Genomic DNA, 13,308 nt, shown 5'->3' on the forward strand with positions numbered 1-13,308 from the left:
CGTCGCGGCCGACGGGATCAGACGCGGCGGCGCTTGGCCGGACGGGTGCCGTTGTGCGGCTGCGGGGTGACGTCCTGGATCGAGCCCACCTCGAGGCCGGTCGCGGTCAGCGAGCGGATCGCGGTCTCGCGGCCCGAGCCCGGGCCCTTGACGAAGACGTCGACCTTCTTCAGGCCGTGCTCCTGCGCCTGGCGCGCGGCGGCCTCGGCGGCCATCTGCGCGGCGTAGGGGGTCGACTTGCGCGAGCCCTTGAAGCCGACCTGGCCGGCGGAGGCCCAGGAGATGACGGCGCCGGTCGGGTCCGTGATGGACACGATGGTGTTGTTGAACGTGCTCTTGATGTGGGCCTGGCCGCTCACGATGTTCTTCTTGTCCTTGCGGCGCGGCTTGCGCGCAGCGGCCTGACGGGTCTTGGTTGCCATGCGGCAGAACTCCTCTGGTGGTGTGGGGGTGCGCCGGTTCCCTCAGCGGCGCGAAGTGACTGCGGGCTCCGGTCTCGGAGCCGGGCGGCCGATCAGCGGATGCCGCGGATCAGCGAGCCTTCTTCTTGCCGGCGACCGTGCGCTTGGGGCCCTTGCGGGTGCGCGCGTTGGTCTTCGTGCGCTGACCGTGCACCGGGAGGCCGCGGCGGTGACGCAGGCCCTGATAGCTGCCGATCTCGACCTTGCGGCGGATGTCGGCGGCCACCTCGCGGCGCAGGTCGCCCTCGACCATGTAGTTCGCCTCGATGTGATCGCGGAGCTGGACGAGCTCCTCGTCGGTCACCTCGCGGACGCGCTTGTCGCCGGAGACGCCGGTCGCGGCCAGGGTCTCCTGGGCGCGGGTCCGGCCCACGCCGAAGATGTACGTCAGGGCGACCTCGAGGCGCTTCTCGCGCGGAAGGTCCACTCCCACCAGACGTGCCATGTGCAGATTCTCCTACTGTCTCGGAGGCCTGAGCCGACACCTCGCCGGGACCGTCTGCCCGACGCCGCAGCCTCCGTCCTGCGGGTGACCGGCTCGTGCCGGTGGTGTCGTCTCTTCATTTGTGTGGTGCCCGCGGGAGCGGGCGGTGCCCCTGCGGGGCGTGCCGCCTCGCGGCGGCGGGGTCACGGCGTGCCGTGGCTGCGGGGACTCGCGTCCCCCTGGCTCAGCCCTGGCGCTGCTTGTGACGCGGGTTCGAGCAGATGACCATGACTCGCGAGTGGCGACGGATCACCTTGCAGTTGTCGCAGATCGGCTTGACGCTCGGCTTGACCTTCATAGCTTTCCTTCTCCCGGGACGATCACTTGTAGCGGTAGACGATGCGGCCCCGGTCGAGGTCATAGGGGCTCAGCTCGACGACCACACGGTCCTCGGGAAGGATGCGGATGTAGTGCTGGCGCATCTTTCCGGAGATGTGCGCGAGCACCATGTGCCCGTTGTCGAGCTCGACCCGGAAGCGCGCGTTCGCGAGCGCCTCCGTGACCGTGCCCTCGACCTCGATCACTCCGTCCTTCTTCGCCATGCCTCCCCAATCTCCCGCCTCCGGCGATGCCGGGGCCGAGTTCCGCGTACTTGGTTCCTGGTTGCCCAGGCCCTGCTCATCGCCCGTCGGGTGACGGGGCGATGATCGACGAGGGTGGCGCCGAGGCAGGTCGTCGGCCTCTGCCGACGGTCCGAGGGACCGGGCGGACGAGGAGCGCGACGGGACTGCACGACCGCGCGTTCGCACGCACGATCGGAGCACACCCGATGGATCAGCCTACACGCGCGGGCCCGCAGGGGCGAGGGTGCAGGCGATGATGCCGGTCACGTCCGTTCAGGAGAGCGGGTCAGGAGCGGCCGTGACACCACGCCGGGCGAGCTCGGCCGCTCCCCCGTCGCCGGCGGTCAGCACGAGCAGCCCCTGCTCGGTGACGGCGACGGAGTGCTCGGCGTGCGCGGCGCGGCCGCCGCCGGTCGCGCGCACGGTCCAGTCGTCGTCCTCGAGCTCCCAGTTGCCCTGGCCCTGGATGAGCATCGGCTCGATCGCGATGCACAGGCCGGGGCGCACGCGCGGGCCGCGCGAGCGGGTGCGGTAGTTCATGACGTCGGGGGCCTGGTGCATCGCGGTGCCGATGCCGTGCCCCCCGAAGCCCTCGAGATGGGAGAGGGACTCCCCCGCCGCCTCGGTCACGAAGTCCTCGATGGCGGCGCCGACGTCGCCGACGCGCTCGGCGCTCGCGAGCGCCGCGATCCCGGCCCACAGGGCCTCCTCGGTGATCCGCACCAGGTCCTCGTCGCCGACGGAGCGGGCCCGGCCGACGATGTGGGTGCGGGCGGCGTCGGAGTGCCAGCCCTCGACGATCAGCCCTCCGTCGATGGAGACGACGTCCCCCTCCTCGAGCGGGCGCGCGTCGGGGATGCCGTGGACGACGACCTCGTTGACGCTGATGCACAGCGTCGCCGGGTATCCCTGGTAGCCCAGGAAGTTCGGCGTCGCTCCCTCGTCACGGATCATCGTGTGGGCGAGGGTGTCGAGCTCGTCCGTGGTGACGCCGGGGCGGATCTGCTCCGCGAGCATCTCGTGGACGCGGTGCAGCAGGTGCCCGCTGCGGCGCATCACCGCGATCTGCTCGGGGGTCTTCCACTCCACCCTCGGGGGCAGCAGGCTCATCGGCTGCCGAGGGCCTCGCGCAGCGCGGCGGTGACCTCGTCGATCGAGGCCATGCCGTCGACCCGGCGCACCAGGCCGCGCTGCTCGTAGACGTCGATCAGCGGGGCGGTCTGCTCCGCGTAGACCTCGAGACGGCGACGGATCGTCTCCTCGGTGTCGTCGCTGCGGCCCTGCTCGGCGCCGCGCGCCACCAGGCGGCCCACGACCTCCTCCTGCTCGACCACGAGCAGCAGCACCATGTCCAGCTCGGTGCCGAGCTCGGCGAGCATGCCGTCGAGCGCCTCGACCTGGTCGAGGGTGCGGGGGTAGCCGTCCAGCAGGAAGCCGTCGCGGGCGTCGGCCTCGGCCAGGCGCGAGCGGACCATGTCGTTGGTGATGGAGTCGGGGACGTACTCGCCCTTGTCCATGTAGGACTTCGCCAACACGCCGAGCTCGGTCTGCCCCGAGACGTTCGCGCGGAAGATGTCGCCCGTGGAGATCGCGGGGATCGACAGCTCCTCGGCCACGCGCACGGCCTGCGTGCCCTTGCCCGCTCCGGGCGGGCCCACGATGAGCAGGCGGCGGGCCGTGGGGGCGGAGGCGTCGGAGGAGGTGGTGGTCACCGGAGAATCCCTTCGTAGTGGTGCTGCTGGAGCTTCGCGTCGATCTGCTTCACGGTGTCCAGTCCCACGCCGATGACGATCAGGAGGGACACGCCGCCGAGCGGGAAGTCCTGCGAGGTGCCCAGGTAGAACAGCGCGACCAGCGGGATCAGGCAGATCACCGCGAGGTAGACGGCGCCGCCGCTCTGGATGCGGTTGATGACGTAGCGCAGGTAGCGCTCGGTGGGCTTGCCCGCGCGGATCTCGGGGACGAAGCCGCCGTACTTCTTCATGTTGTCGGCGATCTCCTCCGCGTTGAAGGTGATCGAGACGTAGAAGAAGGCGAAGAACACGATCAGCGCGGTGTAGACGACCGCGTAGATCCAGGAGAAGTTGAAGCCCAGCACGAGATGGCTGTTCACCCACTGCACCCAGCCCGCCTCCGGGTCCCCGAAGGACGCGGCCATCTGCGGCAGCGCGAGGATCGAGGAGGCGAAGATGACGGGGATGACGCCGGCCTGGTTGACCTTGATCGGGATGTAGGTGGAGGTGCCGCCGTACATGCGCCGACCCACCATGCGCTTGGCGTACTGGACCGGGATCCGTCGCTGGGACTGCTCGACGAAGACCATGCCGACCATGATCAGCAGGCCCACCACCATCACGAGGGAGAAGGTCAGCCAGCCCTTGAGCTGCCAGACCTGGCCGAAGGAGGCGGGGAAGCTCGCGGCGATCGAGGAGAAGATCATCAGCGACATGCCGTTGCCGACGCCGCGCTCGGTGATCATCTCGCCCATGAACATGATCAGCACCGTGCCGACGGTCATGGTCAGCACCATGATCAGCAGGGTGGGGATCGACTGGTCCGGGACGAGCTCGAGGGTGCAGCCGACGAAGAAGTTGCCCGAGCGCACCAGCGTGATGATCGTGGTGGCCTGGAGGACGCCGAGGCCGATCGTGAGATAGCGGGTGTACTGGGTGAGCTTGGCGGTGCCGGAGGCGCCCTCCTTGTGGAGGGCCTCGAACCGCGGGATCACCACGCGCAGGAGCTGCACGATGATCGAGGCGGTGATGTACGGCATCACGCCGAGGGAGAAGACGGACAGCTGCAGCAGGGCGCCGCCGGAGAACATGTTGACCATGCCCAGCGCGCTGGCGCCCTGACCCGTGGCGGCCTGGTCCGCGCACATCATGACGTTGGTGGCGTCGAATCCCGGGGTCGGGATGAAGACGCCGAGTCGATAGACGGCGATCAGACCGAGCGTGAAGAGGAGCTTCGCCCTCAGCTCGGGGGTGCGCAGCGCGCGCACGAACGAGTTCACCTGTTTCCCTCCTGGAGGTCCGGGGACGGGACCGATGCCGGCGCGGTGCGTCCCGGTGCCGCAGAGGCTGAGCGGCCGTCGGACCGGCCCTGGAATGACGACAGGGCACCGCGGCACAGAGTATTCTGCGCCGCGGTGCCCGTCAAAGAGAGGTCACGCGGTGGTGACGGACCCGCCGGCCGCCGCGATCTTCTGCTCCGCCGAGGCGGAGAACTTCTGGGCGGTGACGTCGAGCTTGACGCTCACCTCGCCCTGGCCCAGCACCTTCACGGGCTGGTTCTTGCGGACAGCGCCCTTGGCGACGAGGTCCTCGACCGTGACGGCGCCGCCCTCGGGGAACAGCTCCTGCAGGGTCGACAGGTTCACGACCTGGTACTCGACGCGGAAGGGGTTGGTGAAGCCGCGGAGCTTCGGCAGCCGCATGTGCAGCGGCATCTGCCCGCCCTCGAAGCCGACGGGCACCTGGTAGCGGGCCTTGGTGCCCTTGGTGCCGCGACCGGCGGTCTTGCCCTTGGAGGCCTCACCACGGCCGACGCGGGTGCGCGCGGTCTTGGAGCCGGGCGCGGGGCGCAGGTCGTGGAGCTTCAGGGGGCTCTGCTGGGAATCGGTCATGTCAGTCCACCTCTTCGAACGTCACCAGATGGGCGACGGCGCGGATCATCCCGCGGATCTCGGGGCGGTCCTCCTTCACCACGGTGTCACCGATGCGCTTGAGGCCGAGGCCGCGCAGGGTGGACCGCTGGCTCTGGGTGCCGCCGATCTCGGAACGGGTCTGGGTCACCTTGATCTGCATCAGGCACCCACCTTCTCGGCGCGCGCGGCGGCGCGGCCCTCGGCCTGGGCCCGCAGGAGCGCCGCCGGGGCGACGTTCTCGACCGCGAGGCCACGGCGCGCGGCCACGGCCTCCGGCTCCTCGAGCTGCTTGAGGGCGTCGACGGTGGCCCGCACGATGTTGATCGCGTTGGTCGAGCCGAGCGACTTGGAGAGCACGTCGTGCACTCCGGCGCACTCGAGCACGGCGCGGACCGGACCGCCGGCGATCACGCCGGTTCCCGGGGCGGCCGGGCGCAGCAGGACGACGCCCGCCGCATCCTCGCCCTGGACCGGGTGCACGACGGTGCCCTGGACGCGCGGGACGCGGAAGAAGTTCTTCTTCGCCTCCTCGACGCCCTTCGAGATCGCCGCGGGGACCTCCTTGGCCTTGCCGTAGCCGACACCGACGGTGCCGTCGCCGTCACCCACCACCACGAGGGCGGTGAAGGAGAACCGACGGCCGCCCTTGACGACCTTGGAGACGCGGTTGATGCTCACGACGCGCTCGAGGAACGCCGACTTCTCGGCGTCCTGACCGCGGCCGCGACCACCCTGACGGCCGCCCTGGCGACCGCCCCGCTCGTTGCTGTTGCTGGAGTTGTCGTCCCGCCGGCCGGAGGCCGCGGGACCGTTGTTGCGCTGCTGTGCAGCCATATTCAGATCCTCTTCTCGTCCTGTGTCCGGGCGGCGGTCACAGCGCCAGGCCGGCCTCGCGGGCGCCGTCGGCGACGGCGGCCACGCGGCCGTGGTACTTGTTGCCACCGCGGTCGAAGACGACCGCGTCGATGCCGGCGGCCTTGGCGCGCTCGGCGACCAGCGTGCCGACGGTGCGGGCCTTGTCCGACTTCGTCGCCTCGGCGCCGCGGAGGTCGGCCTCCATCGTCGAGGCCGACGCGATGGTCCGGCCCAGCGAGTCGTCGACGACCTGCACGAAGACGTGACGCGACGAGCGGGTGACCACCAGGCGCGGACGCTGGGCGGTGCCGATGATGCGACGACGCACGCGCAGGTGACGACGGCCGCGTGCACGCAGCTTGCTGCCGCGGTTGCCCTTGGTGTGCTTGAGTGCGTAACCCATGGTCACTTACCAGCCTTTCCGGCCTTGCGGAGCACGACCTCGTCGGCGTACCGCACGCCCTTGCCCTTGTAGGGCTCGGGCGGACGGATCCCGCGGATCTTCGCGGCGATGTGCCCCACCTGCTGCTTCGAGATGCCGCTGACCGAGAACTTGGTCGGCGACTCCACGGTGAAGGTGATGCCCTGGGGCGCCTTCACCACGACGGGGTGCGAGAAGCCGAGCGCGAACTCGAGATCCGTGCCCTTGGCGACGACGCGGTAGCCCGTGCCGACGATCTCCAGCTTCTTCGTGAAGCCCTCGGTGACGCCGAGGACGATGTTGTTGACGAGCGTGCGGGTCAGGCCGTGCAGCGCACGGTTCTCCTGCTCGTCATCGGGGCGGGAGACGAGGATGCGGCCCTCGTCGTCGCGCTCGACGGTCAGGGGCTCGGGCACCTCGTGGGTGAGCTCGCCCTTGGGGCCGGTCACCGTGACGGTGCGGCCCTCGATGGTGACGTTCTGGACTGAGGCCGGCACTGCGACCGGCAGGCGTCCGATGCGGGACATAGCTAGTGTTCTCCTCTCCCGCTCACCAGATGTAGGCGAGGACTTCCCCACCCACACCCTTCTTGGCAGCCTGCTTGTCGGTCAGGAGGCCGGAGGACGTGGACAGGATCGCCACGCCCAGTCCGCCGAGGACCCTGGGCAGGTTGGTGGACTTCGCGTACACGCGCAGGCCCGGCTTCGAGATGCGGCGGATCCCGGAGATGGCGCGCTCGCGGCTGTCGGAGTACTTGAGCTCGAGGACGAGCGACTTGCCCACCTCGGCCTCCTCCTCGCGCCAGCCGAGGATGTAGCCCTCTGCCTTCAGGATGTCCGCGATGCGGGCCTTGAGCTTCGAATACGGCATGGACGCGGTCTCGTGGTACGCCCCGGAGGCGTTCCGGATCCGCGTGAGCATGTCCGCGATCGGGTCGGTCATGGTCATGTCTGTTGCTTCTTCCTCACCTGGTTTCCCCCGCGCCCCGTGACGGGGAATGGGGACCTGTGGCGGTAGTCCTTACCAGCTGCTCTTGGTGACGCCGGGCAGCTCTCCGCGATGAGCCATCTCGCGGAGGCAGACGCGGCAGAGGCCGAACTTGCGGTAGACCGAGTGAGGCCTGCCGCAGCGCTGGCACCGGGTGTAGGCGCGGACCGCGAACTTGGGCTTGCGCTCCGACTTCTTGATCAGGGCTGTCTTCGCCATATCAGTTCTCCTCCTTGAAGGGGAAGCCGAGCAGCTTCAGCAGCGCGCGTCCCTCGTCGTCGGTCTTCGCGGTGGTGACGACCGTGATGTCCATGCCGCGGACGCGGTCGATCTTGTCCTGGTCGATCTCGTGGAACATGACCTGCTCCGTGAGACCGAAGGTGTAGTTGCCGTTGCCGTCGAAGTGCTTCGGCGACAGGCCGCGGAAGTCGCGGATGCGCGGCAGCGCGGTGGACAGCAGGCGGTCCAGGAACTCCCACATCCGGGCGTTGCGCAGCGTGACGTGCGCACCGATCGGCATGCCCTCACGCAGCTTGAACTGCGCGATGGACTTGCGGGCCCTGGTGACCTGGGGCTTCTGACCGGTGATGGCCGCGAGGTCCTTGATGGCGCCGTCGATGACCTTCGAGTCGCGAGCGGCGTCGCCGACGCCCATGTTCACGACGATCTTGGTCAGCCCGGGCACCAGCATGACGTTCTCGTAGCCGAACTGCTCGGTCAGCTGCGCCTTGATGGTCTCGTTGTACTTCGTCTTCAGACGCGGGGTGGGCGCCTGGGTGGCGGTCTCGCTCATCTCAGATGTCCTTCCCGGAGCGCTTGGCGAAGCGGACGCGCACCTGCTTGGTGCGGCCGTTCTCGAGCTCGACGGTCTCGACGCGGTAGCCGACCTTGGTCGGCTTGTTGTCCTCCGGGTCGACCAGGGCCACGTTGGAGACGTGGATGGGGGCCTCGCGCTGCTCGATGCCGCCCGCGCCGCCGGCCTGGTTCGGCTTGACGTGGTGGGTGCGGCGGTTGATGCCCTCGACCAGCACGCGCTGGGTGTCGGGGAACACCTGCAGGACGCGACCCTGCTTGCCCTTGTCGCCGGGCTCGAGGCCGCGCGCGGCGGCCTTGTCCGAGTCGCTCGAGCGACCCGTGATGACCTGGACGAGATCGCCCTTCTTGATCTTCATCTTTGCCATGTCACAGCACCTCCGGTGCCAGCGAGACGATCTTCATGAAGCGCTTGTCGCGCAGCTCGCGGCCGACGGGGCCGAAGATGCGGGTACCGCGCGGCTCGCCGTCCGTCTTGAGGATGACCGCCGCGTTCTCGTCGAAGCGGATGTAGGAGCCGTCGACGCGACGGACCTCCTTGGACGTGCGGACGACGACCGCCTTGACGACGTCGCCCTTCTTGACGTTGCCACCGGGGATGGCGTCCTTGACGGTCGCCACGATGGTGTCGCCGATGCTGGCGTAACGGCGACCGGAGCCACCGAGAACACGGATGCAGAGAATCTCCTTGGCACCCGTGTTGTCGGCGACCTTCAGTCGCGACTCCTGCTGAATCACTCGTTCTCCTATCGTCTCACCGGTTCTCTTCCCGCCCGCAGGAGCGGGCCGGCCGAGCCTGGCGGAACGGAATATGGACCATGCACGAGGGCGCCGTCGGCCGCTTGCACGACCGGGCGTCGCCGCCGACGGGCCCCGGGCACCAAAAAACCCTCTGCCGGACTCAGGCACTGGCGTGGTGAACGCGGGGCGTTCGCCTCAGGTGCGAGGTCTCCGGCGAGGACGGACCAGGTGTCCCGGATCCTGCCGCGGAGTCCGGCGCCTCCACCGCGAGCGGCGGGGGCGCAGTCCTCCGGCAACCGTCCTAGACTACGCGCCGCCCTCGTGCCTGTCACCCCTGCGGGGCGGGCTCGGGCGTGTGTGCTTGCTCTCCCGTCCCCGGCGCCCCCTCGCCCCGATCCGTCGCCGGACGGCGGGCGGAGAGCGTAGATTCGGCCCATGATCGACATCGACGTGGCACGCCGGCTGCGGGACGCGGGTCTCGCCTGGGAGCCGGCCGACGGGGACCTGTTCGCGATCGACAACGCGCAGCTGCGCGAGGAGTCGTTCATGCTCTCCTCGATGGTGGTCGAGGTGGGCAGGGGGCGCAGCGGCACCCGGCTGCTGCGCTTCAACGGCACCACGGAATGGGCGCTGGACTCCGTCGAGCAGGCCGAGGCCGTGTGGCTGCCGCGGGCGGACCAGCTGCGGGAGGCCCTCGGAGGGGCCTTCATCGCGCTGCGGCGCCGGGAGCACGGCGGGCACGTGGTCGAGCTGCGCCTCGCAGGCGGCGGCTCCCGGGAGATCGCAGCGCCCCGGGCGGAGGACGCGCTCGCGGGCGCGCTGCTCGTGCATCTCGGGGGCTGACGTGCCTGCGCACAGCGGAAGGGCCGGCCCTCCCCGTGGGGAGGACCGGCCCTTCTCAGAGCTCCACGGCGGTCACGCGGACCGCCGACGGATCACTTGGCGCGCTCGAGGATCTCGACCAGCCGCCACCGCTTGGACGCGGAGAGCGGGCGGGTCTCCATGATGAGGACGCGGTCGCCGATGCCGGCGGTGTTCTCCTCGTCATGGGCCTTGAAACGGCTCGTCTTGGTCGTGACCTTGCCGTAGCGGGCGTGCTTCACACGCTCCTCGACCTCGACCACGATCGTCTTGTCCATCTTGTCGGAGACCACGTAGCCGCGCAGGGTCTTGCGGTAGGGACGCTCGGCCGACGAGGCCTGGGCGCCCTCCTTCGCGAGCTCCTCGACAGCCACGGCCTCGTTGGACTCGACCTGATTCTTCTCAGTCATCTCTGTTCCTCGCTCCGGGGTCACTCGGCGGCGCCGGGCGCCTGACGGATCCCCAGCTCGCGCTCGCGCAGGATCGTGTAGATCCGTGCGATGTCCTTCTTGACGGACCGCAGACGGCCGGAGCTCTCGAGCTGACCGGTGGCGTTCTGGAAACGGAGCTTGAACAGCTCGTCCTTCGCCTTCGCCAGTTCCTCGGCCAGCTTGGAGTCGTCCAGCTTGTCGAGTTCATCGGCGGTGAGCTTGGTCGCTGCCATCAGATGTCACCACTCTCTCGGCTCAGGATGCGGCACTTCATGGGGAGCTTGTGCATCGCCAGGCGCAGTGCCTCGCGAGCCACCTCCTCCTCGACGCCGGCGACCTCGAACATGACGCGTCCCGGCTTGATGTTGGCGATCCACCACTCGACCGAACCCTTGCCGGAGCCCATGCGGACCTCGGCAGGCTTCTTGGTGAGCGGACGATCGGGGTAGATGTTGATGAACACCTTGCCGCCACGCTTCATGTAGCGGGTCATGGCGATACGAGCCGCCTCGATCTGGCGGTTGGTGACGTAGGCCGGCGCGAGCGCCTGGATGCCGTAGTCGCCGAACGCCAGCTCGGTGCCGCCCTTGGCCATGCCGCTGCGGGTCGGGTGGTGCTGCTTGCGGTGCTTGGTCCTGCGAGGGATCAGCATGTCGCTCAGGCCTCCGTTCCGGGCTGCTGCGCGGGAGCCGCGGCCTGCTCGGCGGGAGCAGCGGTCTGCGGGGCAGACGCGGTGTTCTCACGACGGGCGGCGGCGTTGCGCTCGTTGCGACGGCCCCGCGGGCGCTCAGCACGCGGGCCGCGGCCGCCGGAGCGGGGACCCTGCGAGGCGGCCTGCTGGGCCGCGAGCTCCTTGGCGGTGACGTCGCCCTTGTAGATCCAGACCTTCACGCCGATGCGGCCGAAGGCGGTGCGGGCCTCGTAGAAGCCGTAGTCGATGTTCGCGCGGAGGGTGTGCAGCGGCACGCGCCCCTCGCGGTAGAACTCGTTGCGGCTCATCTCGGCGCCGCCGAGGCGACCGGAGACGGCCACTCGGATGCCCTTCGCGCCGGCGCGCTGCGCGGACTGCATGCCCTTGCGCATCGCACGGCGGAAGGAGACGCGGGCGGCGAGCTGCTCGGCGATGCCCTGGGCGACCAGCTGAGCATCGGCCTCGGGGTTCTTGACCTCGAGGATGTTCAGCTGGATCTGCTTGCCGGTGAGCTTCTCCAGCTCACCGCGCAGACGCTCGGCCTCCGCGCCGCGACGCCCGATGACGATGCCCGGGCGGGCGGTGTGGAGATCGACGCGGACGCGATCGCGGGTGCGCTCGATCTCGACCTTGGAGATGCCGGCGCGCTCGAGCCCCTCGGACATGAGCTTGCGGATCGCGACGTCTTCCTTCACGTAGTCGCGGTACCGCTGCCCCTCCTTCGAGGAGTCGGCGAACCACCGGCTGCTGTGCTCCGTGGTGATCCCGAGGCGGAACCCGTTCGGATTGACCTTCTGGCCCATTCGGGACTCCTTACTTGTTCACGGGAGCGACCACCACGGTGACGTGGCTGGTGCGCTTCTTGATCTGGAAGGCACGACCCTGAGCACGCGGCTGGAACCGCTTCATGGTCGGGCCCTCGTCGACGAATGCGGCGGACACGACGAGCTCGCGCTCGTCGAAGCGCTCCCCCGCCTGATCTGCCTTCACCCGCGCGTTGGCGATCGCGGACTCCACGAGCTTGAGGACGGGCTCGCTGGCGGCCTGCGGGGCGAACCGCAGGGTGTCCAGGGCCTCGGCCGTGCTCTTGCCACGAATCAGGTCCACAACGCGGCGAGCCTTCATGGGCGACATGCGGAGGTACCGCACCTGCGCCTTGGCTTCCATTGCTTCCTGCTTTCTCTCGAGTTCGAGAAGTGCAGTCGCTGCTGACATCACGTCAGCGACGACGGCCCTTCTTGTCGTCCTTCTCGTGGCCCTTGAAAGTCCGCGTGGGGGCGAACTCGCCGAGCTTGTGGCCGACCATCGACTCGGTGACGAACACCGAGACGTGCTTGCGGCCGTCGTGCACTGCGAAGGTGTGGCCGAGGAAGTCCGGGGTGATCACCGAACGACGCGACCAGGTCTTGATGAGGTTCTTGGTGCCCTTCTCGTTCTGGGCGTCCACCTTCTTCTGCAGGTGGTCGTCCACGAACGGGCCCTTGGAAATACTGCGAGGCATGTGCGGTTCTCCCTATCAGCGCTTCTTGCCGGTCCGACGCCGGCGCACGATGAGCTTGTCGCTCTCCTTGCCCGGCTTTCGGGTACGGCCCTCGGGCTGACCCCAGGGCGACACCGGATGACGACCACCCGAGGTGCGGCCCTCGCCACCACCATGGGGGTGATCCACGGGGTTCATGACGACACCGCGGACGTGGGGGCGCTTGCCCTTCCACCGCATGCGGCCGGCCTTGCCCCAGTTGATGTTGGACTGCTCGGCGTTGCCGACCTCGCCGATGGTGGCGCGGCAGCGGGCGTCGACGTTGCGGATCTCGCCGGAGGGCATACGCAGCTGGGCGTACGGGCCCTCCTTCGCGACGAGCTGCACGGAGGCGCCGGCCGAACGGGCGATCTTCGCGCCGCCGCCGGGGCGGAGCTCGATCGCGTGCACCACGGTGCCCAGCGGGATGTTGCGCAGCGGCAGGTTGTTGCCGGGCTTGATGTCGGCCCCGGCACCGTTCTCGATCCAGTCGCCCTGACGCAGCTTGGCCGGCGCGAGGATGTAGCGCTTCTCGCCGTCCAGGTAGTGCAGCAGCGCGATGCGCGCGGTGCGGTTGGGGTCGTACTCGATGTGAGCGACCTTGGCCTTGACGCCGTCCTTGTCGTGACGGCGGAAGTCGATCACGCGGTAGGCCCGCTTGTGGCCGCCGCCCCGGTGACGGGAGGTGATGCGACCGTTGCTGTTGCGGCCGCCGCTCTTGGACAGCGGGCGCACCAGGGACTTCTCCGGCGTGGACCGGGTGACCTCGACGAAGTCGGCGCCACTCGAGCCGCGACGACCGGGAGTGGTCGGCTTGCTCTTACGAATTGCCATG

Annotated in this window: 25 protein-coding genes; 1 reads left to right on the forward strand and 24 read right to left on the reverse strand. The window is 69.2% G+C overall.

Going from position 1 to position 13,308, the window contains the following annotated elements:
• Positions 1-17 precede the first annotated feature (17 nt).
• From rpsK to rplN, 17 genes are all read right to left on the reverse strand, one after another.
• Positions 18-422 (reverse strand): 30S ribosomal protein S11, encoded by a 405-nt coding sequence (gene rpsK / locus D1648_RS13125; protein WP_122942575.1) that lies wholly within the window; start codon positions 420-422, stop codon positions 18-20.
• Positions 423-531: 109 nt separating this feature from the next.
• On the reverse strand, positions 532-906 hold the full coding sequence (gene rpsM, locus D1648_RS13130) for a 30S ribosomal protein S13 (RefSeq protein WP_122942577.1): 375 nt from the start codon (positions 904-906) through the stop codon (positions 532-534).
• A gap of 223 nt (positions 907-1,129) precedes the next feature.
• Positions 1,130-1,243: a 50S ribosomal protein L36 gene (gene rpmJ / locus D1648_RS13135; RefSeq protein ID WP_010532506.1), complete on the reverse strand. Its 114-nt coding sequence runs from the start codon at positions 1,241-1,243 to the stop codon at positions 1,130-1,132.
• A 22-nt stretch (positions 1,244-1,265) separates the two neighbouring features.
• Positions 1,266-1,487: a translation initiation factor IF-1 gene (gene infA, locus D1648_RS13140; protein WP_010550308.1), complete on the reverse strand. Its 222-nt coding sequence runs from the start codon at positions 1,485-1,487 to the stop codon at positions 1,266-1,268.
• 294 nt (positions 1,488-1,781) lie between these two features.
• Positions 1,782-2,618: a type I methionyl aminopeptidase gene (gene map, locus D1648_RS13145; protein ID WP_122942579.1), complete on the reverse strand. Its 837-nt coding sequence runs from the start codon at positions 2,616-2,618 to the stop codon at positions 1,782-1,784.
• The gene (locus D1648_RS13150; RefSeq protein WP_122942581.1) at positions 2,615-3,220 is read right to left on the reverse strand and encodes an adenylate kinase; all 606 of its coding nucleotides are present in this window, start codon (positions 3,218-3,220) and stop codon (positions 2,615-2,617) included. The genes map and D1648_RS13150 overlap by 4 nt, the downstream gene beginning before the upstream one ends.
• On the reverse strand, positions 3,217-4,521 hold the full coding sequence (gene secY, locus D1648_RS13155) for a preprotein translocase subunit SecY (RefSeq protein ID WP_122942583.1): 1,305 nt from the start codon (positions 4,519-4,521) through the stop codon (positions 3,217-3,219). The genes D1648_RS13150 and secY overlap by 4 nt, the downstream gene beginning before the upstream one ends.
• Positions 4,522-4,674: 153 nt before the next feature.
• Positions 4,675-5,133 (reverse strand): 50S ribosomal protein L15, encoded by a 459-nt coding sequence (gene rplO / locus D1648_RS13160; protein ID WP_122942585.1) that lies wholly within the window; start codon positions 5,131-5,133, stop codon positions 4,675-4,677.
• Position 5,134: 1 nt separating this feature from the next.
• Complete coding sequence (gene rpmD, locus D1648_RS13165; protein ID WP_164518750.1) at positions 5,135-5,317, reverse strand: 50S ribosomal protein L30; 183 nt, start codon at positions 5,315-5,317, stop codon at positions 5,135-5,137.
• Positions 5,314-5,988, reverse strand: coding sequence for a 30S ribosomal protein S5 (gene rpsE, locus D1648_RS13170; protein WP_122942590.1), 675 nt, complete (start codon positions 5,986-5,988; stop codon positions 5,314-5,316). The genes rpmD and rpsE overlap by 4 nt, the downstream gene beginning before the upstream one ends.
• 37 nt (positions 5,989-6,025) lie before the next feature.
• Positions 6,026-6,412: a 50S ribosomal protein L18 gene (rplR, locus tag D1648_RS13175; RefSeq protein WP_122943321.1), complete on the reverse strand. Its 387-nt coding sequence runs from the start codon at positions 6,410-6,412 to the stop codon at positions 6,026-6,028.
• A 2-nt stretch (positions 6,413-6,414) separates the two neighbouring features.
• A complete protein-coding gene (rplF, locus tag D1648_RS13180) occupies positions 6,415-6,957 on the reverse strand; it encodes a 50S ribosomal protein L6 (protein WP_122942592.1) in 543 nt (180 codons plus the stop codon).
• Between the two features lie 22 nt (positions 6,958-6,979).
• Positions 6,980-7,378, reverse strand: a complete 399-nt coding sequence (gene rpsH / locus D1648_RS13185) for a 30S ribosomal protein S8 (RefSeq protein WP_122942594.1) — start codon at positions 7,376-7,378, stop codon at positions 6,980-6,982.
• 72 nt (positions 7,379-7,450) lie between these two features.
• The gene (locus D1648_RS13190; protein WP_010550318.1) at positions 7,451-7,636 is read right to left on the reverse strand and encodes a type Z 30S ribosomal protein S14; all 186 of its coding nucleotides are present in this window, start codon (positions 7,634-7,636) and stop codon (positions 7,451-7,453) included.
• A 1-nt stretch (position 7,637) separates the two neighbouring features.
• A complete protein-coding gene (gene rplE, locus D1648_RS13195; RefSeq protein WP_122942597.1) occupies positions 7,638-8,210 on the reverse strand; it encodes a 50S ribosomal protein L5 in 573 nt (190 codons plus the stop codon).
• A 1-nt stretch (position 8,211) separates the two neighbouring features.
• Positions 8,212-8,598: a 50S ribosomal protein L24 gene (gene rplX / locus D1648_RS13200; RefSeq protein WP_122942599.1), complete on the reverse strand. Its 387-nt coding sequence runs from the start codon at positions 8,596-8,598 to the stop codon at positions 8,212-8,214.
• Position 8,599: 1 nt separating this feature from the next.
• Entirely contained in the window at positions 8,600-8,968 is a 369-nt protein-coding gene (rplN, locus tag D1648_RS13205) for a 50S ribosomal protein L14 (protein WP_102235363.1), read from the reverse strand.
• Positions 8,969-9,406: 438 nt separating this feature from the next.
• Here rplN and D1648_RS13210 point away from each other — a divergent pair, with 438 nt between their 5' ends.
• Positions 9,407-9,814, forward strand: a complete 408-nt coding sequence (locus D1648_RS13210) for a hypothetical protein (protein ID WP_122942602.1) — start codon at positions 9,407-9,409, stop codon at positions 9,812-9,814.
• A 92-nt stretch (positions 9,815-9,906) separates the two neighbouring features.
• Here D1648_RS13210 and rpsQ read toward each other — a convergent pair whose 3' ends face one another.
• Genes rpsQ through rplB form a run of 7 tightly spaced genes read right to left on the reverse strand, consistent with a single transcriptional unit; the run spans position 9,907 to position 13,307 of the window.
• Positions 9,907-10,242 carry a 30S ribosomal protein S17 gene (rpsQ, locus tag D1648_RS13215; protein ID WP_122942604.1) on the reverse strand — a complete coding sequence of 112 codons (336 nt, stop codon included), beginning with the start codon at positions 10,240-10,242 and terminating at the stop codon, positions 9,907-9,909.
• 20 nt (positions 10,243-10,262) lie between these two features.
• Positions 10,263-10,496 carry a 50S ribosomal protein L29 gene (gene rpmC, locus D1648_RS13220; RefSeq protein ID WP_010550325.1) on the reverse strand — a complete coding sequence of 78 codons (234 nt, stop codon included), beginning with the start codon at positions 10,494-10,496 and terminating at the stop codon, positions 10,263-10,265.
• Positions 10,496-10,915 (reverse strand): 50S ribosomal protein L16, encoded by a 420-nt coding sequence (gene rplP / locus D1648_RS13225; protein WP_053917130.1) that lies wholly within the window; start codon positions 10,913-10,915, stop codon positions 10,496-10,498. Before rplP ends, rpmC begins: the two co-directional genes overlap by 1 nt.
• A gap of 5 nt (positions 10,916-10,920) precedes the next feature.
• Positions 10,921-11,757 carry a 30S ribosomal protein S3 gene (gene rpsC / locus D1648_RS13230; protein WP_122942607.1) on the reverse strand — a complete coding sequence of 279 codons (837 nt, stop codon included), beginning with the start codon at positions 11,755-11,757 and terminating at the stop codon, positions 10,921-10,923.
• 10 nt (positions 11,758-11,767) lie between these two features.
• Positions 11,768-12,121, reverse strand: a complete 354-nt coding sequence (gene rplV / locus D1648_RS13235) for a 50S ribosomal protein L22 (protein WP_010550328.1) — start codon at positions 12,119-12,121, stop codon at positions 11,768-11,770.
• A gap of 52 nt (positions 12,122-12,173) precedes the next feature.
• A complete protein-coding gene (rpsS, locus tag D1648_RS13240; RefSeq protein ID WP_010550329.1) occupies positions 12,174-12,455 on the reverse strand; it encodes a 30S ribosomal protein S19 in 282 nt (93 codons plus the stop codon).
• 15 nt (positions 12,456-12,470) lie between these two features.
• Complete coding sequence (gene rplB, locus D1648_RS13245; protein WP_122942609.1) at positions 12,471-13,307, reverse strand: 50S ribosomal protein L2; 837 nt, start codon at positions 13,305-13,307, stop codon at positions 12,471-12,473.
• Position 13,308 lies beyond the last annotated feature (1 nt).

Origin of the sequence: Brachybacterium sp. EE-P12, assembly GCF_003711805.1 — a bacterium.
Taxonomy (GTDB): Bacteria; Actinomycetota; Actinomycetes; order Actinomycetales; family Dermabacteraceae; genus Brachybacterium.

Excerpts from the sequence above, each read along its gene's own strand:
- rpsS (WP_010550329.1), bottom strand. The coding sequence starts at position 12,455 with ATGCCTCGCAGTATTTCCAAGGGCCCGTTCGTGGACGACCACCTGCAG.
- rplR (WP_122943321.1), bottom strand. The coding sequence starts at position 6,412 with ATGGGTTACGCACTCAAGCACACCAAGGGCAACCGCGGCAGCAAGCTG.
- rpsM (WP_122942577.1), bottom strand. The coding sequence starts at position 906 with ATGGCACGTCTGGTGGGAGTGGACCTTCCGCGCGAGAAGCGCCTCGAG.
- rpsQ (WP_122942604.1), bottom strand. The coding sequence starts at position 10,242 with ATGACTGAGAAGAATCAGGTCGAGTCCAACGAGGCCGTGGCTGTCGAG.
- infA (WP_010550308.1), bottom strand. The coding sequence starts at position 1,487 with ATGGCGAAGAAGGACGGAGTGATCGAGGTCGAGGGCACGGTCACGGAG.
- rplF (WP_122942592.1), bottom strand. The coding sequence starts at position 6,957 with ATGTCCCGCATCGGACGCCTGCCGGTCGCAGTGCCGGCCTCAGTCCAG.
- rpsK (WP_122942575.1), bottom strand. The coding sequence starts at position 422 with ATGGCAACCAAGACCCGTCAGGCCGCTGCGCGCAAGCCGCGCCGCAAG.
- D1648_RS13190 (WP_010550318.1), bottom strand. The coding sequence starts at position 7,636 with ATGGCGAAGACAGCCCTGATCAAGAAGTCGGAGCGCAAGCCCAAGTTC.
- rpsH (WP_122942594.1), bottom strand. The coding sequence starts at position 7,378 with ATGACCATGACCGACCCGATCGCGGACATGCTCACGCGGATCCGGAAC.
- rpsC (WP_122942607.1), bottom strand. The coding sequence starts at position 11,757 with ATGGGCCAGAAGGTCAATCCGAACGGGTTCCGCCTCGGGATCACCACG.
- rplV (WP_010550328.1), bottom strand. The coding sequence starts at position 12,121 with ATGGAAGCCAAGGCGCAGGTGCGGTACCTCCGCATGTCGCCCATGAAG.
- rplP (WP_053917130.1), bottom strand. The coding sequence starts at position 10,915 with ATGCTGATCCCTCGCAGGACCAAGCACCGCAAGCAGCACCACCCGACC.
- rpsE (WP_122942590.1), bottom strand. The coding sequence starts at position 5,988 with ATGGCTGCACAGCAGCGCAACAACGGTCCCGCGGCCTCCGGCCGGCGG.
- D1648_RS13210 (WP_122942602.1), top strand. The coding sequence starts at position 9,407 with ATGATCGACATCGACGTGGCACGCCGGCTGCGGGACGCGGGTCTCGCC.
- rplX (WP_122942599.1), bottom strand. The coding sequence starts at position 8,598 with ATGGCAAAGATGAAGATCAAGAAGGGCGATCTCGTCCAGGTCATCACG.
- map (WP_122942579.1), bottom strand. The coding sequence starts at position 2,618 with ATGAGCCTGCTGCCCCCGAGGGTGGAGTGGAAGACCCCCGAGCAGATC.
- rplE (WP_122942597.1), bottom strand. The coding sequence starts at position 8,210 with ATGAGCGAGACCGCCACCCAGGCGCCCACCCCGCGTCTGAAGACGAAG.
- rpmJ (WP_010532506.1), bottom strand. The coding sequence starts at position 1,243 with ATGAAGGTCAAGCCGAGCGTCAAGCCGATCTGCGACAACTGCAAGGTG.
- rplO (WP_122942585.1), bottom strand. The coding sequence starts at position 5,133 with ATGACCGATTCCCAGCAGAGCCCCCTGAAGCTCCACGACCTGCGCCCC.
- rpmC (WP_010550325.1), bottom strand. The coding sequence starts at position 10,496 with ATGGCAGCGACCAAGCTCACCGCCGATGAACTCGACAAGCTGGACGAC.
- rplB (WP_122942609.1), bottom strand. The coding sequence starts at position 13,307 with ATGGCAATTCGTAAGAGCAAGCCGACCACTCCCGGTCGTCGCGGCTCG.